Here is a 23,932-nt window from a genome sequence, read left to right as displayed (position 1 = left end):
GAGCACCCGAGTGAAGCGGCCCGCCGCCTTCTTGCTGTCCTTGCTGATCGTCGCCGCCACCGCGTTGTTCGGTGCGCCGGCGGACGCGCAGGAGAATCCGTCGCCGGAACCGGCCCGGCTGCGGCTCGACCTCGGCCAGCTCGCCCCGCGCTTGATCACCAGCTCGGACCAGGCGATCACGGTGACCGGGACGGTGACCAACACCGGGTCCCGGCGGATCGTCAAGCCGATGGCCCGGCTGCAGATCGGCGAACGCCTCGCCAGCCCGCGCGCGATGGACTCGGTGCTCGCCGGGAATCCGGTGCAGGACACCCCGCTCACCGATTTCACGTCGCTCGCCGAGGAGCTGGAGCCGGGGCAGAGCGCGCGGATGAACATCACGGTGCCGCTCACCGGGCCGCGCGGCGCGGCGCTCCGGCCGGGCGTATACCCGCTGCTGGTGAACGTGAACGGCACGCCGGAGTACGGCGGTCCGGCCCGGCTCGCCGCGGTGAGCTTGCTCATGCCGGTGCTGTCGACGCCGGGCCACGCGAACAACCAGGCGACGCCGCGGCATTCGAAACTGGCCGTGCTGTGGCCGATCACCGACAGCACGCCGCATATCCAGACCGCGCCGTTCGGCGTGCCGATGACGCTCACCGACGACTCGCTCGCCGACGAACTGAGCCCGGGCGGACGGCTGTATTCCCTGGTCTCGGCCGCGCGCGCGGCGCAGGAGACGAACCCGAAGATCGGCGGTTCGCTGTGCTTCGCCCTCGATCCCGACCTGTTGCGCACCGTCGACGCGATGCGAAACGGCTACCGGGTCAGCGGCGGGGTCGCGGGCAAGGGCGCGGACGCCGCGTCGAACTGGCTCGCGGCGCTGCGCGCGCTGGTCACCGGCCGGTGTGTGGTCCCGCTGCCGTTCGCCGACGCCGACCTCACCACGCTGGGCAAGATCCGCGGTGCCGACGGCAACCCCGACGCCGGCCTCATGACCACTGCCCTGAACGGCACCGCCACGATCCGCGAGGTGCTCGGCGTCGAGTCGAAGACCGGCGTGTTGTGGCCGGGCGGGACGCCGGACGAGAAGGCGCTCTCGGCCATCTCGTCGGGCGGCTTCCAGACCGTGCTGACCGACGGCGCGAAGCTGCGCGCGGGCGGCGACGACGAGACCGTCACCGGCGCGGCGACGCTTTCCGACGGCCTGCGCGCGCAGCCGACCAACTCGATGGCTACCGCCGGGCTCACCGGATTCACGCCGAGCGCGCAGACGCCGACTACCTACAGCGGGGCGTCGCAGCGCGCGGTCTCCACGCAGAACGGGCTCGCCGCGATCGCGTTCGAGGCCGGGCTCGGCCGCGCCGAGGGAGCCACCAGCGGGTCGCTGCTCGTCGCTCCGCCGCGACGCTGGGACGCCACCACCGACGAGCTGAACGCCTTCCTGTCCGGGCTCGGCAAGCTCACGAACGCGGGCGTGACGGCCGGTTCGACGCTCGACGACCTGCTGGGGAGCGCCCCCGAAGGCAGCGCCTCGCTGGTCGACAACACCCGGTCGGACGGCGGCGCGGCGGTCGCCGACCAGCTGTCCGGCCTCGACCAGGACGTCGCCAGCCTGCTGTCGGCGATGCAGATCGACCCCCGGAACCGGGTCGAGCCGAAGGCGATCATCGGTCCGGTGCGCGACGCGCTGGTGCGCGGCAGTTCGACCGCGTTCGGCCCGTCGGCGTCGGTGCCGTCCGCTTCGGCGAACGCGACCGCGGAACTCGCCGCGATCCGCGACCAGGTGACCGTCGAACAGCCGAAGCAAACGATTGCGCTCGCGTCCGGCTCCTCGCCGCTGCCGGTGTACGTGCACAACGACCTGCCGGTCGGCATCACGGCGCAGATCGCGCTCAAGAACACCATGGGCATCCGGCCGGAGCAGACGAACAAGGAGCTGCTGTTCCCGGCGAAGGGCGGGCAGACCCGCTACGTGCAGATCGAGGCGCTGCGGGCCGGGCACCTGTCGGTCGATGTGTCCTTGACCACCCCTTCGGGCACAGATCTCGGCGCGACCGCGCGGTTCGAGCTGACCTCGACCGAATACGGCCCGATCACCATCATCATCACCGTCGTCGCTGGTTGCGCGCTGTTGCTGCTGGCGTCCCGGCGGATCTACCGGCGAGTCAAGGAAAGCCGAGGCGGCGCGGCCTGACATCCGGAAGGGGGCGGGTGCTCGCGGCCGTTCCCGATTACCCTGGGTCGGCGCTGCCACAATGGCAGGGAGCAGGGGACCGCCGAGGATTGGGCACGCGTTGGACAAAGAGCCGGGTCAACCACCCGAGCGCGCGGGGCGTCCCCGGAGGGACGGCGCGGCGCCGAGGCGGGACGACCAGCCTCGCCGCGCGGTGCGGGACGCCCGTCGCCAGCCTCCTCCTCCGCCGCCGCCCGCCGACCGCAGGCAGCCGCCGCCCAACGGCACTCGCCGGATGCCGCTGCCGGACGACCGTCCGCCCGCCGATCGCGCACAGCCGCGCAGGATCGAACCGCGCGGCGGCGAACCCCGCGATCCCCGGGACCGGGCCCCGCGCCGCGTCCCGCCGCCGAACGGCCAGCAGCGCCCGGCTCCGACCAGGGCAGCCATGCCGCCGGTGCGCCGGCCGCCCCCGCCGCGGCCGTCCGGGCCGCCGTCCGGACCGCAGCAACTCCCACCGTCGGGGCCGCAGCCGCTTCCGCCGGCCAACCAGCCGCCGAACCGCGGCCAGCTTCCGCAGCCCACCCCGCCGCCGGCGAACGCACCCGGCCCGCAGCCGCCGGTGCACCGCGGCCGCGGCCCGCGTCCCGGCACGCCGATCCGGCCGTGGCAGGAAGAGGCGATGCGGGACCCGGAAGCCACCCGGTTCATCCCGCGCACCGCGGGCGTCCCGCTGGCGGCCCCCTCGCGCTGGCCGACCGCCGACCCGGACGTGCTGCGCCCGTACGACGCGCTGGCCACCCAGGTCATGCCGCGGATCAAGGACGCGCCGCTCGCGCGTCCGGCGGAAGCGCCCGAGCGGCCCAAGGACGAGGGCCCCTCGGTCGCCAAGGCGTCCGGCCGGATGGCGATCGCGTCGCTGATCAGCCGGATCACCGGGTTCCTGTGGAAGGTGCTGCTGGTCGCGGCGATCGGCAACGGGATCGCGACCGACTCGTTCAACGTCGCGAACACGATGCCCAACATCATCTTCGAGCTGCTGCTCGGCGGCGTGCTCACCAGTGTGGTGGTGCCGCTGCTGGTGCGTTCGCAGGACGATCCGGATCACGGGCAGGCCTACGCGCAACGGCTGCTGACCACCGGCATCACAGTGCTGTTCATCGGCACCGTGATCGCGGTGATCGCGGCACCGGCGTTCACCTCGCTGTACATCGATTCGTCCGGCAACGCGAGCGCGGGCCTGACCACCGCGTTCGCCTACCTGCTGCTGCCGGAGATCTTCTTCTACGGCGTGTTCGCGCTGGTCTCGGCGATGTTGAACGCCAAGCACGTGTTCGGGCCGACCGCCTGGGCGCCGGTGATCAACAACCTGGTGGTCATCTTCACCATCCTCGTGGTGTGGCTGATGCCCGGTTCGATCGACACCGGCAATCCGTCGATCACCGATCCGAAGGTGCTCACGCTCGGCCTCGGCGTGACCGGCGGCATCGCCGCGCAGGCGCTGATGCTGATCCCGCCGCTGCTGCGCTCGGGCTTCCGCCCGCGCTGGCGCTGGGGCCTGGACAGCCGGATGAAGGAGTTCGGCGGCCTGGCCCTGTGGGTCGTCGGCTACGTCGCGGTCAGCCAGGTCGGCCTGACGATCACCACTCGCGTGCTCACCAAGGGCACCTCGGGCGGGGTCACCGCCTACAACTACGCCTGGTTGCTGTTCCAGCTGCCGTACGGGGTGCTCGGCGTCTCGCTGCTCACCGCGATCATGCCGAGAATGAGCCGCGCCGCGGCCGACGGGGACACGAAGAAGCTGGTCAGCGACCTGTCCTACGCTTCGCGGATCTCGACGGTGACCCTCGTCCCGATCTCCGCGGTGATGACGATCGTCGGCTCATCGATGGGGGTCGCGCTGTTCGCGCTGGGCAAGGGCTCGCTCGAGGGCGCCGAGCGGATGGGCCAGGCGCTGGCGATCACGGCGTTCGCGCTGCTGCCGTACGCGCTGGTGATGCTCCAGATGCGCGTGTTCTACGCGATGAAGGACGCGCGGACGCCGACGCTGATCATGATCGTGATGACCGTGGTCAAGGTGCCGCTGCTGTTCCTGTGCCCGGTTCTGCTGAACCCGGAGAACATCGTCCTCGGCGTGATGATGGTGAACGCGCTGACCTATGTGATCGGCGCGATGCTCGGCCAGATCTGGCTGTGGGTGACGCTCGGCAACCTGCGCAGCAAGCGGGTGATCGGGGTGATCCTGTTCACGGTCGTGTCGAGCGTCCTCGGGGTCGCCGCGGCGTGGGTCGTCGGGCTGATCGTGCCCTCGTCCATCGGTCCGGTTCCGCACGCCTGGATCAAGCTCATCCTGCAGGGAATCGTCGGGATCGTGGTCTCGTTCGGCGTGCTCATGGCGCTGAAGGTCGAGGAGCTGAAGCCCGTAACATCGAGATTCACCCGATTGATCAAGCGCGGGTAACGATTGATTCACGACTCACGACGCTTCTACGGCTGATGATCCGGGTACCCTCGGTGCCGGGAGCGAAGCGGGAGAGAGCGTGGACACGAGACGAAGCGAGCAGGCGGGGGACGCCGCGGGCATTCGCGCCCGGGGCGGATCGCTCGCGCCCGGACGCGTCGTAGGGGACGGCCGGTATCGCCTGCTTGCCCAGTTCGGCGTAGACGAGCGGGCCGCGGCGCACCTGTGGCGAGCGCGGGACGGGCAGCTCAAACGAGACGTCGCATTGACGCTGCTGGTCGGCGATCCGGCCGATCCGGAGGCGGCCCGGCAGGCCCGGCGCACCCTGGAACGAGCCGCGCACGCGTCCAAGTTCGGGCACGGCGGCGTCGCCCGGGTGCTCGACGTGCTCAGCCTCGGCAGCGGGGTCACCTCCAGCGAGGGCCTGCTCGGCGTCGTGGTGGCGGAATGGACCAAGGGCAGCGACCTGGTGGACCTGGTCGCGCAGCGCCCGGTGGCCCCCGCCGCGGCCGCGCGGATGGTGCAGGCGCTCGCCGAAGCGGTCGACCACGCCCACCAGAACGGCCTCGTCCTCGGTCTCGACCACCCGCAGCGGCTGCGGCTCACCCCAGGCGGCGCGCTCAAGCTCGCCTTCCCCGGCCCGCTGCCGGAAGCCACGCTCCGCGACGACGTCAAGGCGCTCGGCGCGGTGCTGTATCTGCTGCTCACCGGACGCTGGGCGCTGCCCGGCGGACCGCCCGCGATCCCCGCGGCCCCGCTGACCCCGCAGGGGCACGTCGTGCCGCCGCGGTCGCTGGTGCCCGCGGTGCCGCCGGAGCTGTCCTCGCTGGCCGTGCGCACGATCGAGGACGGCGGCAGCGGCGGGATCCGCACCAGCTCGGCCATCCTGCGCGTGCTCGGCCAGGTCGCCGAACAGGAGGAACGCACCCAGCTGATCAACGCCGTCGGCAAGGAAGACCCGGCGGCGGATCCCGACGGCACGATCTGGACCACGAAGAAGCCGGTCAAGGACGTCGCGCGGCGGCGCAAGCTGGCCTTCGGCGTCACCGTGCTGGTGGTCGCCACCGTGGTGATCCTCGCGTGGGGCGGGCTGATGCTGATCAACCTGTTCCAGGGCGACGGCAAGCCCACCGGTCCGGCGATCAACGTCGCGGCCCCGCCGAGCAGTTCGGCCCCGGCGAAACCGGGCAACCCGGCGCCGCCGCCGGCGAACCAGCAGCCCGCCGGCCCGAAGGTCGGCGACCCGGTGGCTCCGAAGTCGGCCTCGCTCTACAACCCGGAAGGCTCGGGCGACAACCCCGGCCGGGTGAAGAACACCATCGACGGCGACCCGGGCACGGTCTGGAAAACCGACCAGTACCAGCAGCAGTTGCCCGCGCTGAAGCCCGGCGTCGGCATCGCGGTCTCGTTTGACAACCCGGTGAACCTCGCGCAGGTGAAGATCAGCGCGGACAGTCCGGGCACGAAGGTCGAGATCCGGTCGGCGGACAGCAAGAACCCGCAGCTCGACGACACCAAGGTGGTCGGAGGCGGCGACCTGAACGGGCCGGACACCACGATCACGCTGCAGCAGCCGACGCAAAGCCAGTACTTCATCGTCTGGATCACCCAGCTGGGCGATAACGGCGGCAATGGCTTCCTGAGCCAGATCGGAGAGCTGAGCTTCCTGCCTGCGGCGTGACCTGCGATCGCGACTCAGTAGGCTCTGCCGGGTGACGGCTGCAGCTCCCACGGATGCGGATCTGATCGCGGCGCACGCCGCGGGCGATCCGCATGCGTTCAGTGAACTGGTCCGGCGGCATCGAGACCGTATGTGGGCGGTAGCGCTGCGCACGCTGCGCGATCCGGAAGAGGCGGCGGACGCGCTGCAGGAGGCGTTCATCTCGGCCTTCCGCGCGGCGGGCAAGTTCCGCGCGGAGTCGCAGGTCACGACCTGGCTGCACCGGATCGTGGTCAACGCGTGCCTCGACCGGATCCGGCGGAAGCAGGCCCGGCCGACCGTGCCGCTGCCGGAGACCGGGGAGTTCAACGAACCGGCCGCGCCCGGCGATTCGATGGCGGAGAAGGAAACCAGCCTGCTGGTCCGCAAGGCGCTCGACGAGCTGCCCGAAGACCAGCGCGCGCCGATCCTGCTCGTCGACGTCGAGGGCTATTCGGTGGCCGAAACCGCGAAGATGCTCGGCATCGCCGAGGGCACGGTCAAGAGCCGCTGTGCGCGCGGGCGGGGAAAACTCGCGAAGGTTCTCGGGCATCTGCGGAACCCGGACGGGGGTGGCGACGTCCCAACTAACGAAAGCAAACGCAAGCACGCCACTTCGGAGGGGTCCCGGAGTGCCGGGCGGGCCCAGCGCTCGCCGGGGAACGGGGAGGGACGATGACGGACGAGAGCCGGGGGGCAGGCGGAACCATCGGGCCGCCCTGGTCTGTCGACCTGCTCGCCGACCTCCACGCCGGGGTCCTCGACGAGCAGGAGGCAGCGCAGCTGTGGCCGCGGGTCCACGCGGATCCGGAGGCGCGCGCGATCATCGAGGCCCTCGAGGCGACCACCGCCGACCTGTCCGCGCTCGCCGCGGAACCGGCCCCACCGATGCCCGCCGTGTTCGTGGCCCGGCTCGACGCCGCGCTCGCCGCGGAGTCGGCGGCCCGGCAGGAGGCGACGTTTCCGGCGGCGGCACCGGCGCCTGCGGAACAGCCGGTCGCGCCCGTGGTCGACCTGTCGGCGGCGCGGAAGCGGCGGAACCGGCAGCTCGGCTGGGGCGCCGGGATCCTGACCGCCGCCGCGGCCGCCGCGGTAGCGATCACGCTGAACGTTCCCGGTGCGACGAAGACGGACACGTCCGGCGTCGCCGCGCCCGCGCCGTCCGCGACAGGCGGCCCGACCGTCGGCAGCGACGGCAGCGGTGCGGAAGCTCTGCTGGGCGGCGGCCTCGGTGTCCGGAATTACGGCCCGCTGCAGGACGTCAAGAGGTTCGACGCGTGCGTCGAAGCAGCCGGGATGGATCCGGCGGTGCGGCCGGAAGGCGTGCGGCCGGTGACCGTGGAGGGCAAACCGGGCGTGATGGCGATTTACACCACCGGCAAGCTCGCGCAGTTCCGGCTGGTCGCGTTCGGCGCGGACTGCGGGCCGGGGAACCCGGACAAGCTGTTCGACAAGGTGGTCGGCAAGAAGTAGCGGCCCGGACGTAGCGGCCGTCACCGCCGGGAACACCTCCACCTACGATCGTGTTGAGCCTGGAGCACAGGTCACTACGAGCGGAGGGTTGACGGGTGGCTGCCGAGGAAATCAGGAACCTGATCGTCGTCGGGTCGGGTCCTGCCGGTTACACCGCAGCGGTCTACGCGGCGCGTGCGCAGCTCGAACCGCTGGTGTTCGAGGGCACGCAGTTCGGCGGCGCGCTAATGACCACCACCGAGGTCGAGAACTTCCCGGGCTTCCGCGACGGGATCCAGGGCCCGGACCTGATGGAGGAGATGCGCAAGCAGGCCGAACGGTTCGGCGCCGAGCTGCGCGCGGAGGACGTCGAGTCGCTTGAGCTGACCGGCGACGTGAAGTACGTCGTCGCGAACGGCAAGCGCTACGCCGCCCGCGCGGTCATTCTCGCCATGGGCGCCGCCGCGCGGTACCTGAAGGTGCCGGGCGAGCAGGAGCTGCTCGGCCGCGGCGTGTCCGCCTGTGCGACCTGTGACGGTTTCTTCTTCCGCGACCACGACATCGCGGTGGCCGGCGGCGGCGACTCGGCGATGGAGGAGGCGACCTTCCTGACGAAGTTCGCCAAGTCCGTCACGATCGTGCACCGCCGCGACGAGTTCCGGGCGTCGAAGATCATGCTCGAGCGCGCTCGCGCGAACGACAAGATCAAGTGGCAGCTGAACTCGCAGATCACCGGGGTCGAGGGCGACGGGACGGTGTCCGGCCTGAAGGTGCGCGACACGAAGACCGGTGAGGAGAAGACGCTCGACGTGACCGGGTTCTTCGTCGCGATCGGCCACGATCCGCGCAGCGAGCTGGTGCGCGGCCAGGTGGACGTGGACGAGGACGGCTACGTGCTGACCCAGGGCCGCACGTCCTACACGAACCTGCCCGGGGTGTTCGCCGCCGGCGACCTGGTGGACCGCACCTACCGGCAGGCGATCACCGCGGCCGGCTCCGGCTGCAGCGCGGCGATCGACGCGGAACGATGGCTCGCGGAGCACGGCGAGGCCGAAGCGAACGAAGCACCGGAACTGGTCGGCGGCGGCTACGGCGCCGGCGAGCACTGACTTTTCCACCGAGTTAAAGGAGCAAGCGATGTCCGAACCCGTGAAGGTGACCGACAAGTCGTTCGTGGACGACGTCCTCACCAGCGAGAAGCCCGTTCTCGTCGACTTCTGGGCGACCTGGTGCGGTCCGTGCAAGATGGTCGCCCCGGTGCTCGAGGAGATCGCGAAGGAAAACGGCGACAAGATCACCGTCGCGAAGCTCGACATCGACGAGAACCCGAACACGGCGCGTGACTACCAGGTGATGTCGATTCCGACGCTGATCCTGTTCCAGGGCGGCAAGCCGGTGAAGCAGATCGTGGGCGCGAAGCCGAAGGCCGCGCTGCTGTCCGATCTCGCCGACGTGCTCTGAGCGGTCCACCTGCTGAGAACCCGGGCCAGCGGCGATCGACGCGCCGGTCCGGGTTCTCGCATGTCGGGGAACCACCCGCACGGGGGTGTGCGCCCAGGTGCACTCGGCGTGTCCGCCGCCTGGCGACCCACCCTCCGGTGGCGCACCGACCGGGCCTGCGTCCTTACCGAGAGTTCACAGGGCACAATAGGTGCCTGGGTACACCCCTACCCGGGTTTCTGTTTCGCATCGAGCCGGTTTCGGTGCCTGAGGAAGAGCGAGGAGTGCATGCGGGTACTCCGCCGCGGTGACGCCGGTCCCGACGTCGCCGAGATCAGGTCGATCCTTGCCGGGATGGATCTGCTCCCGCCGGTGGCGGGGACCGAGCGGTACAACACGTTCGACGTCGCGGTGGAGCAGGCCGTGCGCGCGTTCCAGCAGCGCCGCGGGCTCATCACCGACGGTGTCGTGGGCCCTGCGACGTACCAGGCGCTCAAGGGCGCCAGCTATCACCTCGGGAGCCGCCCGCTCCAGTACCTTTTGTCGTCGCCGGTGCACGGCGACGACGTTTTCACTCTTCAGGAGCGGCTCACCGAACTGGGCTTCGACGCGGGCCGCCCGGACGGCTACTTCGGCCCGCAGACCGAGCGCGCCCTGCGCACGTTCCAGCGCGACATGCGGCTGACGTCGGACGGCATCTGCGGTCCGGCCACCATCCGCGAACTGCACCGCCTGTCGTCGCCGCGCGCCCGCGGCGGCCGCCCGGTCTTCCTGCGCGAGCAGGAGCAGGTGCGCCAGGCGGGCCCGCGACTGCGCGGCAAGCGCATCGTGATCGACCCGGGCCACGGTGGCGAGGACCTCGGCGTCGTCGCCGGCGGCCTGCGCGAGGCGGACATCGCCTGGGACCTGGCGCGCCGGCTCGAAGGCCGGATGCAGGCCACCGGCATGGAGGCCCTGATCAGCCGGGGCCCGAACCACAGCCCGACGGATTTCGAACGCGCCCGGTTCGCCAACGACGCCGGCGCGGACCTGTTCCTGTCGCTGCACAATGACGGCAACCCGTCGCCGCGCGCGCAAGGCGTGGCGAGCTTCCACTTCGGCACCGGAAACGGCACGACGTCAACCGTCGGCGAGCTGCTGGCCGGTTTCATCCAGCGCGAGGTCGCCGCCCGTACCGGCCTGCTGGACTGCCGCACGCACTACAAGACGTGGGAGATCTTCACCCGCACGCGCTGCCCCGCCGTCCGCGTGGAAATCGGCTACCTGACCAACCCGGACGACGCCGCCCGCCTGGCCGACCCCGCCTTCCGCGACGTCGTGGCCGAGGGCATCCTCATCGCGGTGAAGCGCCTCTACCTCCTGGGCGAAGGCGACCAGCCCACCGGCACCTTCACCTTCGCCGACGTCCTGGCCCACGAACTGGCCAAAGCCGAATAGCCCCTTCCTCCTCGGCCTCACACCCCCGCTTCGCCCCTGATTAGCCCTGCTCGGACTTCCCCGCCGGATTTCCACCCAGGGCCCCGCTCAGCGCGCCCCGAGCCGCCACCGCGCCTCTCCGCCCGCGCTCCGCGGTTACCCGTGCTGACCCGACCTCACCCCAGCCGATCACTACCCACAGTCACCAAGAGCCGCCGCTCTCCCGGCCGACCCTCCGCACGACTCCCGCCACCGCCCACCCGCGGCCTCAACGCCAAACAACCGGAGCCCCAACACCGCTTAACCGGCGCCACAAGAACTTGCGCCCCACCGCCGCCACACCCACCACACCTTGGGGCAGCCCCCACCCTTCCCGGGGGGCGTCCCCAGATCCATTCTATCCATCCACAGCTTTTCCACGGCCTCTATCTGCAATCTGTGGATAACTCGGGGACTCTTCCACAGTTGTGCACAGGTACCGGGAGTGGGTGTTTCCCGAGCGAATCGGAGGTGGTATGAGGCTTGGCGGGTGCGGTCCAGCGGCCTCCAGGTGCAAGATCCGTCAGCGGGGAATGCGACTGGGTTGACCTCGAACGATGCCGTTCAAGTCGATGGTCGCCGGGCTGAAATGGGCGGGTTGCGGAGGTCTGGGCGGCCCGGGGAAGCTGGGCGGGAAGCGCGGCAATGACACGCAAAGTAACCATCGGGCCGAAGCAGAGCTGGACACTGCGGAACGCGGCGCGCTAGTCAGACGGCTCGTTCAGGGTGGTTGCCAGCAAGGTCATTCTGGCTGATCTCCGTCGCGGTGAGGGAGGAGAAAGTCAGGCTCGGCCGAGGCTCGGTTCCGCGGTCGTGATCGTCACCTGGCCCAGCAGACGCTCCAGTGCGGCTTCGACGTCTTCTTTCCAGGTGATCGCCGAGCGCAGTTCGAGGCGCAGCCGCGGGTACTTCGGGTGCGGGCGCACCGTTTTGAAGCCGACGCTCTGCAGGAACGCGGCGGGCAGCACGCAGGAGTGCTGGCCCAGCGGGTCCTCGTCGTCGGGAGTAGCGTCGCCGAAGGATTCGATCGCGCGGACGCCGCGTTTGGTCAGGTCCTTCGCGACGGCCTGCACCAGCATCCGGCCGAGGCCGCCGCCGCGGAATTCCGGCAGCACCTGGAATGCGGTGAGCAGGACGGCGTCCGCGCTGGGCGGCGACGTCGGGAAGGCGAGCGCACGGGGCACCGCGTTCGGCGGGGCGTAGAGCACGAAGCCGACCGGCAAGGTGTCGCTGTAGACGATGCGGCCGCAGGAACCCCATTCCAGCAGCACGCTGGACACCCAGGCTTCCTTCTCGACCTCGGTGGAGCCGTACTCCTCGGCCTGTGCCTTCAGATGCGGCGCGAGCTCCCAGTACACGCACTGCCGGCAGCTCTTGGGCAGGTGCTCGAGATTGTCCAAGGTGACGCCCACCACGCGACGTGACACCTGAAAACCTCCCTGGACCCCGCAACTCCGGCCGTTCCACCCGCAAGAGCGCAGGCAGCACCGGAAGAACCACCCCGAGGATAGGCCGATGTGACAAGCGCCGGAAGAGCGGGGAGCCGGAAGAGGCCGCGGTTACACTCGATGGATCTACCAGCAGGTACCCACCGAGCCCTCAGGTGTCCGATGACCGAGAACCGCCCCGCCAAGCCGCAGACCGGCCGCAACAATCTCGACCCGCACCTCGACCGGTACGCGGCACGTACCGCCGGGATGACCGCATCCGAGATCCGCGCGCTTTTCGCAGTGGCAAGCCGGCCGGAGGTCGTCTCGCTCGCCGGCGGCATGCCGAACCTGGCCGCGCTGCCGCTCGACACGCTCTCGGCTCAGGTCGGCGAGATCATCGCCGAGGAGGGCCTCGTCGCCCTGCAATACGGTTCCGCGCACGGGATTCCCGCGCTGCGTGACCAAATCTGCGAAATCATGGCTCTCGAAGGGATCAAGGCGCACCCCGACGACGTCGTGGTCACCGTCGGTTCCCAGATGGGCCTCGACATGGTGACCCGGCTTTTCTGCGATCCGGGCGACGTCGTGATCGCCGAAGGTCCGTCGTACGTCGGCGCGCTCGGATCCTTTTCCGCGTATCAGGCGAACGTCGTGCACGTCGCGATGGACGAGCACGGTCTCGTGCCCGAAGGGTTGCGAGAAGCCTTGCGCCAGGCCGAAAAAGCCGGGCAGCGGGTCAAATTCCTTTACACCATCCCGAATTTCCACAACCCGGCCGGCGTGACGCTGTCGGTCGAACGACGTCCGGAGATCGTCGAGATCTGCCGCGAGCACGGCGTCCTGATCATCGAGGACAACCCGTACGGCCTGCTCGGTTTCGACGGCCAGACCTACCCGGCGCTGCGCTCGCTCGACCCGGACAACGTCGTGTACCTCGGCTCGTTCTCGAAGACGTTCGCCTCCGGGCTGCGCGTCGGCTGGGTGCTCGCGCCGCACGCCGTGCGCGAAAAGCTTGTGCTGGCAGCGGAATCCGCGACGCTGTGCCCACCGACCTTCAACCAGATGATCGTCTCGCGCTATCTCGCGACGCACGACTGGAAGGGTCAGGTCAAGAAGTTCCGGGAGAACTACCGCGAACGCCGCGACGCGATGTTGTCGGCGCTGCAACAGTATCTGCCGCCCGGCTGCTCCTGGACCAACCCCGACGGCGGCTTCTACGTGTGGGTCACCGTGCCGGAAGGCGTTGACACCAAAGCGATGTTGCCGCGTGCGGTCACCGCTCGGGTCGCGTACGCGTCCGGCACCGGTTTCTACGCCGACGGGTTCGGCTCCCGCCAGATGCGGTTGTCGTACTGCTATCCGACGCCGGAACGCATCCGCGAGGGCGTGCGCCGGCTCGCCGCGGTCCTCGAGTCCGAAATGGACCTCAGCCGCACCTTCGGTAGCGTGAAGGCACGCACCATCCCGGGGCCCGAGACCCCGTCTCCGGACACGGTCTGACCGGCCCAGCAACACTAAGGAGTTCCCACGGTGGTCGACCGTACCGTTGCCGTGCTCGCCGGCGGGCTTTCCCACGAACGCGACGTCTCGCTTCGCTCCGGGCGCAGACTGTCCGCCGCGCTGCGGGCCGAGGGCCTCACGGTGGAGGAGTGGGACACCGACGCCGGGCTGCTGGAGCGGCTGCGCACGCAGCGTCCGGACGCGGTTGTCGTCGCCCTGCACGGCGGTGAGGGCGAGAACGGCTCGGTGCAGACCGTGCTGGAAATGCTCGACGTGCCGTTCGTCGGCACCCACTCGCAGGGCTGCCGCCGGGCTTGGGACAAGCCGACCGCGAAAGCGTTCGTGCAGCAGGCCGGTTTCTCGACGCCGGACTGGATTGTGTTGCCGCACAGCACTTTCCGCGAGCTGGGTGCCCAGTCGGTGCTCGACGCGATGGTCGAGCGGCTCGGCCTGCCGTTGATCCTCAAGCCGGATCAGGGCGGGTCGGCGCTCGGCACCCAGGTGGTGCGGGAGGCGTCCGAGCTGCCCGCGGCGATGGTCGGCTGCTTCGCCTACGGAGACACCGTGCTCGCGGAACGGTTCGTAGACGGCGTTGAAGTGGCCGTCACGGTCATCGAAGGGGAGAACGGGGCCGAGGCCCTGCCCGCGGTGGAGATCGTGCCGGAGAGCGGCGTCTACGACTACACCGCCCGCTACACCGCGGGTCTCACCGATTTCTTCACCCCGGCGCGGATTTCCGACGAAGCCGCGAAGGCGGTCGGCGAACTCGCCGTCGGCGCGCACCGGTGGCTCGGGCTGCGCGACATCTCGCGCACCGACGCGGTGATCACTCCGGACGGGGGAGTCCACTTCCTCGAAGTGAACCTCTCGCCGGGTCTCACCGAAACGTCGACGGTGCCGATGGCGGTCGAAGCCGCCGGCACCACCCTCGGGTCAGTTTTCGCGGATCTCGTCGCGCGCGCCGTCGCCCGCGCGAACTGAAACCAGGCGGCCGGGGGCGGGCGACGGTCCGCCGCCCTTCCCCGCGCCGGTCGATTCCGGCGGCCACTCCGCGTGACCGTGGCCGCCTCGATCCGCAATCATCACCGTGACGAAACGCCCCTGGGTGATCCCTAATCGGTTTCGTCGCTCTGATTCGCCGATTTTTCCCCGGAATTCGCGTCGATGATCCCGACGATCCGTTCAAGATCGTCCACCGAGCCGAACTCGAGAACGATGCGCCCCTTGCGCCGGCCGAGGTCGACCTTCACCCGGGTGTCGAACCGATCGGACAGCCGGTTCGCGAGTTCCTGCAATCCGGGTGCCTGAATCGGCTTGCGGGGCGCGGCCTTCGGCTTCGCCGGCTTCTCGCTCTTCTTCAGCGTGACGGCTTCCTCGGTGGCACGCACCGACATGCCCTCGGCGACGATCCGAGCCGCCAGTTCCTCCTGGCTTTCCGGATCCTCCAGCGACAGCAGCGCTCGCGCGTGCCCGGCGGACAACACGCCCGCGGCCACCCGTCGCTGTACGGGGAGGGGGAGCTTCAGCAACCGGATCGTGTTCGTGATGACCGGGCGGCTGCGGCCGATGCGCCCGGCCAGTTCCTCGTGCGTCACCGCGAACTCGTCGAGCAGCTGCTGGTAAGCCGCCGCCTCTTCGAGCGGATTCAGCTGCACCCGGTGGATGTTCTCCAGGAGCGCGTCCCGCAGCATCGACTCGTCGGCGGTCTGCCGCACGATCGCCGGAATCACCTCGAGCTCCGCCTGCTGCGAGGCCCGCAGCCGACGCTCGCCCATGACGAGTTCGTACTCATTGTCGCCAAGTTCGCGGACGACGATCGGCTGCATGAGCCCGAACTCGCGGATCGAATGCTCGAGTTCAGCGAGCGCTTCCTCGTCGAAAACCTGCCGAGGCTGCTTCGGGTTCGGCTTGACCGAGCTGACCGGGATCTCGCGGTACACCGCGCCGGCGACCTCGCCGCCCGCGACCGGCTGACCCGCCGCACCGTTCGCCGCGAACCAGCCCTTGTCCTCGCGTACCGCTTTCTCCGCAGGCGTGCTGGCCTCGGTCGCGGACGGAGGGGGCGTCGCCGGTCCGGTCGGGATCAGGGCCGCCAATCCGCGGCCGAGTCCTCCTCTGCGCTCAGTCATGTGGTGCTGCTCCTCTCCTTCACGCCCCGCTCGGCGATCTCCTTCGCCGCGTCGAGATAGCTCATGGCACCACGTGAACCCGGGTCGTAGGCGAGGACGGTCTGGCCGTAGCCGGGTGCCTCGGACACCTTCACGCTGCGCGGGATGACGGTCTTCAGCACCGTGTCGCCGAAGTGGTTCCGGACCTCGTTGGTCACCTGGTCGGCGAGTTTGGTGCGGCCGTCGTACATGGTGAGCAGAATCGTCGACACGCTGAGTTCGCGGTTCAGATGCTGCTGCACGAGTTCGATGTTGCTGAGGAGCTGCCCGAGCCCCTCCAGTGCGTAGTACTCGCACTGGATCGGGATGAGCACTTCCTGCGCTGCCACCATCGCGTTGACAGTGAGGAGACCGAGCGACGGCGGGCAGTCGATGAAGACGTAGTCGACGCCGATCTCGTCGAGCGCTCCGGACGACAGCGCCTCCTTGAGCCGCGTCTCCCGGTTCGCCATGGAGACGAGCTCAATCTCGGCACCGGCTAGGTCGATCGTCGCGGGCACACAGTAGAGGTTGGGGGACTGCTCGCTCTGCGCCGCGGCCTCGGCGATCGAGACCTCGCCGATGAGCACCTCGTAGATCGAGGGCGTCCCGGAACGGTGGTCGATGTCGAGCGCGGTGCTGGCGTTGCCCTGCGGATCGAGGTCGATCACCAACGTTTTCAGCCCGTGCACGGCGAGCGCCGCGGCCAGGTTGACGGTGCTCGTCGTCTTGCCGACCCCGCCCTTCTGGTTCGCGACGGTGAGCACCCGGCGGCGAGCCGGTCGGGGGAGCACCCCTTCCTTCGGGTGGAGCACGCTCGCGGCGCGAACGGCTTCTTCAGCGATCGGTGTCCAGCCCATCTCCTGGCTGGCCTCCGCGGAGTCGGACGGCGGGGGATTCACCGGTCTCGACACCTCCTCCTGGTAGACGATTCGGGGCGTTCACAGCGCGATGTTTCACGTGGAACGGCGCGGCTGTTGTCGTTCGCTAGCTCCGTCTGCCGCGTGGCCGGTTCGGCTTCGGCGGCAGGCGACGGATCAGGACCACCGTGCTGGGGACTTCGAGTACTGCCTTCCCGCATTCCGCGATCTGTGGTTCGGCCCCACCGGCCTTGCGCACCGCGTCGCGGTCACGGGAGATCTCTTCGGCGGCGCTGGCGCCCTTGAGGGCAACCAGCCGACCTTCGGGACGAACCAGGGGAAGGCACCAGCCCGCGAGCCGAGCGAGAGGGGCGACCGCGCGGGCGGTGACGACGTCTGCGTCACTCAGCTGCTCGCGTACGGACCGCTCCTCGGCGCGTCCACGGACGATGGTGATCGGGAGTTCCAGCTTCTCGGCGACCTCGGCCAACCAGTCAACCCGGCGAGCCATGGGTTCCAAGAGCACGATATCGAGGTCCGGTCGGGCGATCGCCAGCGGTACTCCCGGAAGCCCAGCCCCCGACCCGACATCGACCACGCGCGCCCCGGACGGGATCTGCTCGCCGATGACCGCGGAGTTCAGTACGTGCCGCTCCCACAGCCGGTCCACCTCGCGGGGTCCGATCAGCCCTCGCTCGACCCCATGAGTCGCCAGCAGCTCCACATACCCGGCGGCTTGTTCGACGCGCTCCCCGAACACCTCCACCGCCGCGGTCCGGACCGTCCCGGTGGCGCCGTCCAAGCTCACTACTTCCACTCCTCGCTCCGCGCGTTTCACGTGAAACGCGCTCACTTGATTGTCCCTGATGCCGACGCCAAATCGAGCCGACAGACCGCAACTGTGGACAACTCCACTCGAGTCGCCGAGCGATCCACAGGTCGTTTCACGTGGAACGTGTGTCGCTAGGGGAGCAGGCGGCGGGTTTCACGTGAAACGCCATCCCGGGTAGGCCGCGAGAGTGGGGCGGGGGTGGGTGCAACGCCGTCTGGTTGAAGGAGCCGGTTGTGACGGCCAAGGCGCGGAAGTACCGGTGGTTGCGCGGACGGTGCGGGATAGGGCCCAGCCGGGGCTGACCCGGAAATCGTCGCCGCGGCAGGTCTCGGCGAGACTGGTACTCGACTTTCCCGACCCGAAGGTGCGGGCATCGCACGAGACGAGCTGCCAGTCGCTGTACGCGCAGGGCCGGGGCGCGCTGCGCCGGGAGAACCCAACGGCCTGCTACGCCAGTGCTAACCCACAGGCACCGACCTGTCCTGCCATACCTCCGTCGGGCGTCGAGGGACTCGAGCCGGCGCCAGTTTCACGTGAAACGCCACGCTTGTAATTCGCTCCTGGAGGCCAACTCCACCACCAAGCGCCCTGCCGACGTTCGAGCCGCCATCAGCGAGCGCCGCGGACCTCGCCCACGGATGCAGACGGCGCGGCAGCATCGGGTCACACCCGGCAGTGAGGTTCGGCGACCGCTCCGCACCGGACTGCTTCGCGAGGACGATCGCAGCAGCCAGGGGAGTCACCTCGTCCCGCCTGCCGCACCGGAGTAAGAAGCACGCACAAAAGAAGCGGCCCACCGGACAGATCCGGTGGGCCGCTTCGGCTCAGTGCTCAACGCGTCCGAGTGCTCCGAGGGGCTCAGTCCTCGGGGAAGATCACCACGCGCCGCTTCGGGTCCTCGCCCTCGCTCTCGCTCGTGACGCCCTTGACCGTCGCGACCGCGTCGTGGACGACCTTGCGTTCGAACGGGCTCATCGGCTGCAGGCGAACCCGCTCGCCGCTCGACAACACCGACTCGGCGGTGGACCGGCCGAGCTCGCGGAGCTCCTCGCGGCGGTCCGCGCGCCAGCCCGCGATGTCCAGCATCAGCCGGCTGCGCGAGCCGGTCTCCTGCTGGACCGCGAGGCGGGTCAGCTCCTGCAGCGCTTCGAGCACCGTGCCGCGGGGGCCGACCAGCTTCTCCAGGTCGTCGCCGCCGTCGATGCTGACGATGGCGCGGCCCGCTTCGACGTCCAGGTCGATGTCGCCGTCGTAGTCGAGCAGGTCCAGCAGACGCTCGAGGTAGTCGCCGGCGATGTCGCCCTCTTGCACGAGAGCGTCGTCACTGCTCGCCTTCGGCTCGGCCGGTGCGCTCGTCTCTTCCCGATCGGCGTCGATCGTGTCGACCGTCTCCGACATCTTTCGTCTCCTCTCCGAACCCGAAGCGTCAGCGACGCTTCCGGCCCGACTTCCTGTTCGAGTCCTTGAGGAGCCCGGGCACCCCGGTGCCGTTCTCCTTCGATCCGTTCTGGTTCGACGTGTTCTCCGGCGCGCTCTCCGCCGCCGGTTCGGCCGCCTTCTTCTGCGACGAAGTGACGCCGCCGGACTTGCCGCCGGAAGCCGCGGTCTGCGCGAAGCCGTGCGCCGAACCCGCCTTGGTCACCTTGCCCGACTGGCTCTGCTGCTGGTTCTTCTTCTGCTGCACCGGCTTCTGGCCGACCTTCGGCGCGGTCGGCTTCTGGCCCGGCTTCGGGCCGAGCGACGCGCGCTTCTCGGCGGCCTCCGCCTTGCGGGCGGCCTCTTCCTTGTCGATCTTCGTGTAGACGAGGCGCTGCTGCATGAGCGTCCAGCCGTTGTTCGCCAGCCAGTAGAAGAGCAGGCCGAGCGGGAAGAACGCACCGAACACGAGCACACCGAGCGGGAAGACGTACATGGTGAGCTTGTTCATGATCGCGGTCTGCGGGGTGCCCGCGGCCGACGCGTTCTGCCGGGAGACCGAGTGCCGCGCGGTGAGGTGCGTGGCGATCGACGCGATGATCATCAGCGGCAGCGCGACCGGGAGGACCTCCCAGTGCCAGCCGCCGTTCGCGACGTGCCCGGCGACGGCGCCGACGCCGTTGTTGACCGCCTCGCCCATGTTGACGCCGAAGAGCTTGGCGCTCACGTACGAGTTGACGTCGTGCTCGTTGAAGAAGTAGTTCTCGGTCTTGGGGCCGCCGCCGGCCGGCGGCATGGTGAACGCGCGCAGGACGTGGTTCAGGCCGATGAAGACCGGGATCTGAAGGACCATCGGAAGGCAACTGCCGAGCGGGTTGACGCCGTGCTCGCGCTGGAGCTTCTGCATCTCCTGCGCCTGGCGCTGCCGGTCGTTCGCGTACTTCTTCTGGATCTTCTTCATTTCCGGCGCGAAGTCTTGCATCTTCTTCATAGACCGGACCTGGTTCACGAACGGCTTGAACATGATGCCGCGGATGGTGAACGTCAGGAAGATGATGCCGAGGATCCACGAGATCGCGGTCGCTTCCCCGAAGACGAACCCGAAGACCTTGTGCCAACACCACAAGATGAAGGACACGGGGTAGTAGATGAAATCGAGCACTGAGCTACTCCTCGATCGGTGTTTCAGGCGTGCGGTGTCGCCACGAGAACTTCTCGGGCACCGGGTCGCGGCCAGGCGGGGTCCACGGGCCGCAGCGAAGCAGCCGGCGCAGCGCGAGGTAGGAGCCTCTGGCCGCGCCGTGGCGGGTCAGGGCTTCGACTGCGTACGCGCTGCAGCTCGGGTAGAACCGGCAAGCCGGAGGAAGAAAGGGCGAGATCGCCTTGCGGTAGAACCGCACGGGAAGGAGCAGCACCCACGCGACCGGTCCCGGCCGGGGCGGCAGCTCATTCTCGGGTGCTTCGGTGGTGTTGTGCTCGGAGGTGGCGTCCATGGCCGTTTACACCGCTGATCCGTGGTCGGGTGCCGCGCCCTGCTGACGCGGCTGCCGGGGAGCATCGGCCCCGGCCGGACGGCCGGACGGCGCGAGTCCGAGCCGACGCAACGCGGCGTCGAGATCCGCGCCGAGCTCGGCGCTCGACGCGGACGCGGCCGGAGGCAATGCCCGTACCACCAACGAGCTGCCCGCGGGCAGTGTTCCGAGACGCGCGGAAACCAGGTGCCGCAACCGCCGGGTCACCCGGTGGCGCACCACTGAGTTCCCGACGGCCTTGCTCACCACAAAACCCGCCCTGGCCGCGAACGAGGCGGCCACGGACGGGTCCGTGGTCAACGCATGGACGACGAGGCGGCGCCTGCCGGCTCGGGAGCCCCGGCGGAGGACGACCCGGAAGTCCTCGCTCCGCCGCAGACGTGCGCCAGCGGGCAGCACGACGCGGTTGCGCGGAGCCGGATCAGGCGGACAGCTCGGCGCGGCCCTTGCGACGACGCGCCGCGAGGATCGCCCGGCCCGCACGGGTCCGCATGCGCAGGCGGAAACCGTGGGTCTTCGCGCGACGACGGTTGTTCGGCTGGAAGGTGCGCTTGCCCTTGCTCACTGCTTCTCCTGTGTCTCGGCCGTCGGGCGACGGCGGATTCCCCGGCGCCCGGCGTGTCGTGCGGGTCGCACGGAAGTTCGTGCTGTCTCCTACCACCGGGTGGCCTCGTCACGACGAGCGACGACATACGTAGGCACGCGAAACGCACCCGTCGCATACGGGAGACCTTACGAGGGTACGCACCCCGGTCGGGGACCGTGCAGGCGCCCCTCCGCCACCCTCGGCGACCGACGCGCGAGACTGCCTTCCGGCACGGCGCGGCACCGAATGGCAACACGCCGTACACCGTGAAATGCTTGCGCAGCACCACGTCTTGTGGCATCGAGCAGGGCTTGTTAGCGTGCCTCTCTCGACCTCCGAGCAGGACTGACGCTGCCTAGCCGGCGCCGGGGGGTGTGGGAGGCGCCCGGGGAGTACGCCGAGCCCGCAGGGGGCGTGGCTGCGGACGGCCGTACATTAGTGCACAGCTGTGGACAACTTTGTGGATATCGCTGTGCCGTCGCGCGGGTGAGTCCGGACCGCGTGCTCGAGACGAGCTTCCCGGACGTGCTCGGGGTGGTCCGAGCGTGCACGCCGACGAGGGGAGGGGAGTCAGACCGGTGTCGGAGCACCAGCACAATCTGGGCGTCATCTGGGAGCAGGTGGTGCGGGAGCTGTCCGACGGCACCCTCTCCCCGCAGCAACGAGCCTGGATGCGGGTGACCCGTCCGATCGGCCTCCTCGACGGCACCGCGCTGCTCGCCGCGCCGAGCGATTTCGCGAAGGAAGCCATCGAACGCGCGCTGCGCACCTCGATCACCGAAGCGCTGTCCCGGCGGCTCGGCCGTCCGGTGTCGCTAGCGGTGAAGGTCGACAGCACCGAACCGGTCGCGCCCGCCCCCCGCTATGCGACGTCACCCGCCCGGGTGGAAAACGATGTTCCGCGGCCGGAGCCGGTGCCGCAGCCGAGCCCGCACACGGAGAACGGCCAGGCCGACCACGTGCGGCCGGAGCGCCCGAAGCCGATGCCGCCGCCGCGCCGTCCGCAGGTCGAGGCGGCCGGTCTGCCGCCCGCGCGCGTCGACCCGCCGCCGCCTCCTCCGCAACAGCCGGTGCCGCCGAACCTGGACGACGTCGAGGACCCGGACGAGGAAGTCGACGAAGAGGGCGAAGCGCTCGCCACCGCCAACGAGATCTGGCCCCGGTTCGCCGGGCAGCCGATCGCGGGGCAGCCCTACACCGCTCCCGCGCAGCCGCAGACGTCGAAGACGAAGCTGAACGAGAAGTACAACTTCGACACCTTCGTGATCGGCGCCTCCAACCGCTTCGCGCACGCCGCCGCGGTCGCCGTCGCCGAGGCGCCCGCCCGCGCGTACAACCCGTTGTTCATCTGGGGCGAGTCCGGACTCGGCAAGACGCACCTGCTGCACGCCGTCGGGCACTACGCGCAACGGCTGTTCCCCGGCATGCGCGTTCGCTACGTCTCGACCGAAGAGTTCACGAACGACTTCATCAACTCGCTGCGCGACGACCGCAAGGTCGCCTTCCAGCGGCGCTACCGCGACATCGACATCCTGCTCGTGGACGACATCCAGTTCCTGGAGGGCAAGGAAGGCACCCAGGAGGAGTTCTTCCACACCTTCAACACGCTGCACAACGCGAACAAGCAGATCGTGGTCAGCTCCGACCGGCCGCCCAAGCGGCTGGAGACGCTGGAGGACCGGCTGCGGACGCGGTTCGAATGGGGCTTGATCACCGACATCCAGCCTCCTGAGCTGGAGACCCGGATCGCGATCCTGCGCAAGAAGGCGGCACAGGACCGGCTCGCGGTGCCCGGCGAGGTGCTGGAGTTCATCGCGTCGCGGGTCGAGGCGAACATCCGCGAATTGGAGGGCGCGCTGATCCGCGTCACCGCGTTCGCGTCGCTCAACCAGCAGCCGGTGGAAGTCGGGCTCGCCGAGATCGTGCTGCGCGACCTGATCCCGGATTCGCACACGCCGGAGATCACCGCGCCGACCATCATGGGCGTCACCGCGGAGTTCTTCGACGTGACGCTCGACGAGCTGTGCGGGCCCGGCAAGACGAAGGCGCTCGCCACGGCCCGCCAGATCGCGATGTACCTCTGCCGCGAGCTGACCGAGATGTCGCTGCCGAAGATCGGCCAGACGTTCGGCGGCCGCGACCACACGACGGTCATGCACGCGGACAAGAAAATCCGCAAGGAAATGGCCGAGCGCCGGCGCATTTACGACCAGGTGCAGGAGCTGACGTCGCGGATCAAACAGCGCGCTCGGCAGTAGCCGGCTGCCGCGTTTAGACACTCGCTTGTAGACACTGCCGTTTCTTCAGGGGACGCCACGGACCGCCGTGGCGTCCCCTTTTTCGTTGCTACGCCTGGCTTCGCGCACGAAGCGTGCGTACGTACGGCTGTGCGAGTGAAGGCGCGTACGCCGTTCTGCCCATCCACAGACGTCCACAGCCTGTGTACAGAGAATTTCCCAAACTTATTGATACACAAGGGGTTTTCCCCAGGGTGTGTGCAGTTTGCCCATAGTGCCAACAGATCTGGGAGCTGCGGCGACCCGGATTCGCTCCACATGCCGCCCACACCGAATCCACAGGTTGTCCCCAGGGTTGTCCACGCGGATTCCCCAGGTTGCCCACAGGCGATCCACAACTGTGGGTCGTCACTCAGCAGGGCGATCCCGGCCGCTCCGGCTGCCCCCAGAGGCTGGGTACAACTCGCTCCCAACCTGGGGACAACCTTGGGGACAACTGGGGGCAACTGTGGATTGATCGGGGGACGCCCGAAACCATCCACGGACCGCCCGAACCATCCACCGATCCGCCACCAGGACTGCCCACAGGCCGCCGCACGCCACGACCAGCGGGAACGAGTGCTGTCCACACAATCCACACCCCCTATTACTGCTACTGGTTTTTCATCTCTTCTAAGAAAGAACAGAACAAAAACAGGCGGAGGACGAAACTGGGGACAACCCGAGATCC

The 23,932-nt window shown here is 69.3% G+C and carries 20 protein-coding genes and 1 pseudogene; 12 read left to right on the top strand and 9 right to left on the bottom strand.

Annotated features, from left to right (window positions below; all coding sequences use genetic code 11):
• Positions 1-10: 10 nt before the first annotated feature.
• From L942_RS22095 to L942_RS22060, 8 genes are all read left to right on the top strand, one after another.
• The gene (locus L942_RS22095) at positions 11-2,176 is read left to right on the top strand and encodes a DUF6049 family protein (RefSeq protein WP_037363561.1); all 2,166 of its coding nucleotides are present in this window, start codon (positions 11-13) and stop codon (positions 2,174-2,176) included.
• Between the two features lie 637 nt (positions 2,177-2,813).
• Complete coding sequence (gene murJ, locus L942_RS22090; protein WP_440201335.1) at positions 2,814-4,616, top strand: murein biosynthesis integral membrane protein MurJ; 1,803 nt, start codon at positions 2,814-2,816, stop codon at positions 4,614-4,616.
• A 79-nt stretch (positions 4,617-4,695) separates the two neighbouring features.
• On the top strand, positions 4,696-6,297 hold the full coding sequence (locus L942_RS22085; RefSeq protein ID WP_037363560.1) for a protein kinase family protein: 1,602 nt from the start codon (positions 4,696-4,698) through the stop codon (positions 6,295-6,297).
• Positions 6,298-6,328: 31 nt separating this feature from the next.
• Positions 6,329-6,994 (top strand): RNA polymerase sigma factor SigM, encoded by a 666-nt coding sequence (sigM, locus tag L942_RS22080; RefSeq protein ID WP_037363559.1) that lies wholly within the window; start codon positions 6,329-6,331, stop codon positions 6,992-6,994.
• The gene (locus L942_RS22075) at positions 6,991-7,788 is read left to right on the top strand and encodes a hypothetical protein (protein ID WP_037363556.1); all 798 of its coding nucleotides are present in this window, start codon (positions 6,991-6,993) and stop codon (positions 7,786-7,788) included. Before sigM ends, L942_RS22075 begins: the two co-directional genes overlap by 4 nt.
• A gap of 95 nt (positions 7,789-7,883) precedes the next feature.
• Positions 7,884-8,876, top strand: coding sequence for a thioredoxin-disulfide reductase (trxB, locus tag L942_RS22070; RefSeq protein ID WP_037363553.1), 993 nt, complete (start codon positions 7,884-7,886; stop codon positions 8,874-8,876).
• A 28-nt stretch (positions 8,877-8,904) separates the two neighbouring features.
• A complete protein-coding gene (gene trxA, locus L942_RS22065) occupies positions 8,905-9,228 on the top strand; it encodes a thioredoxin (protein ID WP_009085330.1) in 324 nt (107 codons plus the stop codon).
• Positions 9,229-9,495: 267 nt separating this feature from the next.
• Positions 9,496-10,644 carry an N-acetylmuramoyl-L-alanine amidase gene (locus tag L942_RS22060; protein WP_037363547.1) on the top strand — a complete coding sequence of 383 codons (1,149 nt, stop codon included), beginning with the start codon at positions 9,496-9,498 and terminating at the stop codon, positions 10,642-10,644.
• Positions 10,645-11,444: 800 nt separating this feature from the next.
• Here the strand turns inward: L942_RS22060 and L942_RS22055 are convergent.
• Positions 11,445-12,089: a GNAT family N-acetyltransferase gene (locus L942_RS22055; protein WP_106964977.1), complete on the bottom strand. Its 645-nt coding sequence runs from the start codon at positions 12,087-12,089 to the stop codon at positions 11,445-11,447.
• Positions 12,090-12,272: 183 nt separating this feature from the next.
• On the opposite strand from L942_RS22055, the gene L942_RS22050 reads away from it, so the two are divergent.
• Positions 12,273-13,592: an aminotransferase-like domain-containing protein gene (locus tag L942_RS22050; RefSeq protein ID WP_037363544.1), complete on the top strand. Its 1,320-nt coding sequence runs from the start codon at positions 12,273-12,275 to the stop codon at positions 13,590-13,592.
• Between the two features lie 30 nt (positions 13,593-13,622).
• On the top strand, positions 13,623-14,573 hold the full coding sequence (locus tag L942_RS22045; protein WP_037363542.1) for a D-alanine--D-alanine ligase family protein: 951 nt from the start codon (positions 13,623-13,625) through the stop codon (positions 14,571-14,573).
• A 131-nt stretch (positions 14,574-14,704) separates the two neighbouring features.
• On the opposite strand, the gene L942_RS22040 is transcribed toward L942_RS22045, so the two are convergent.
• From L942_RS22040 to rsmG, 3 genes are all read right to left on the bottom strand, one after another.
• The gene (locus tag L942_RS22040; protein ID WP_037363538.1) at positions 14,705-15,721 is read right to left on the bottom strand and encodes a ParB/RepB/Spo0J family partition protein; all 1,017 of its coding nucleotides are present in this window, start codon (positions 15,719-15,721) and stop codon (positions 14,705-14,707) included.
• The gene (locus L942_RS22035; protein WP_037363536.1) at positions 15,718-16,641 is read right to left on the bottom strand and encodes a ParA family protein; all 924 of its coding nucleotides are present in this window, start codon (positions 16,639-16,641) and stop codon (positions 15,718-15,720) included. Before L942_RS22035 ends, L942_RS22040 begins: the two co-directional genes overlap by 4 nt.
• A gap of 85 nt (positions 16,642-16,726) precedes the next feature.
• Complete coding sequence (rsmG, locus tag L942_RS22030; RefSeq protein WP_037363534.1) at positions 16,727-17,407, bottom strand: 16S rRNA (guanine(527)-N(7))-methyltransferase RsmG; 681 nt, start codon at positions 17,405-17,407, stop codon at positions 16,727-16,729.
• Between the two features lie 328 nt (positions 17,408-17,735).
• Here rsmG and L942_RS45505 point away from each other — a divergent pair.
• Positions 17,736-17,879: pseudogene (locus L942_RS45505) on the top strand (IS30 family transposase); the annotation flags it as partial.
• A gap of 410 nt (positions 17,880-18,289) precedes the next feature.
• Here the strand turns inward: L942_RS45505 and L942_RS22025 are convergent.
• From L942_RS22025 to rpmH, 5 genes are read right to left on the bottom strand one after another with little or no spacing between them, the layout of a single operon-like run.
• Positions 18,290-18,829, bottom strand: a complete 540-nt coding sequence (locus L942_RS22025; protein ID WP_037363532.1) for a Jag family protein — start codon at positions 18,827-18,829, stop codon at positions 18,290-18,292.
• A 28-nt stretch (positions 18,830-18,857) separates the two neighbouring features.
• The gene (gene yidC / locus L942_RS22020; protein WP_037363530.1) at positions 18,858-20,009 is read right to left on the bottom strand and encodes a membrane protein insertase YidC; all 1,152 of its coding nucleotides are present in this window, start codon (positions 20,007-20,009) and stop codon (positions 18,858-18,860) included.
• Between the two features lie 4 nt (positions 20,010-20,013).
• On the bottom strand, positions 20,014-20,340 hold the full coding sequence (yidD, locus tag L942_RS22015; protein WP_037363529.1) for a membrane protein insertion efficiency factor YidD: 327 nt from the start codon (positions 20,338-20,340) through the stop codon (positions 20,014-20,016).
• Positions 20,341-20,346: 6 nt separating this feature from the next.
• A complete protein-coding gene (rnpA, locus tag L942_RS22010) occupies positions 20,347-20,778 on the bottom strand; it encodes a ribonuclease P protein component (protein WP_043831387.1) in 432 nt (143 codons plus the stop codon).
• Between the two features lie 22 nt (positions 20,779-20,800).
• On the bottom strand, positions 20,801-20,944 hold the full coding sequence (rpmH, locus tag L942_RS22005; protein ID WP_037363527.1) for a 50S ribosomal protein L34: 144 nt from the start codon (positions 20,942-20,944) through the stop codon (positions 20,801-20,803).
• Between the two features lie 599 nt (positions 20,945-21,543).
• Between rpmH and dnaA the strand changes: the two genes are divergently transcribed.
• Positions 21,544-23,223 carry a chromosomal replication initiator protein DnaA gene (dnaA, locus tag L942_RS22000; protein ID WP_037363525.1) on the top strand — a complete coding sequence of 560 codons (1,680 nt, stop codon included), beginning with the start codon at positions 21,544-21,546 and terminating at the stop codon, positions 23,221-23,223.
• Positions 23,224-23,932: the final 709 nt, after the last annotated feature.

It is taken from the genome of Amycolatopsis orientalis DSM 43388, from assembly GCF_000411975.1.
In the GTDB taxonomy this organism is placed as follows: Bacteria; Actinomycetota; Actinomycetes; order Mycobacteriales; family Pseudonocardiaceae; genus Amycolatopsis; species Amycolatopsis orientalis_D.
Note: the sequence above shows the minus strand (reverse complement) of the source record. Positions and strands in the feature narration are given on the sequence as shown.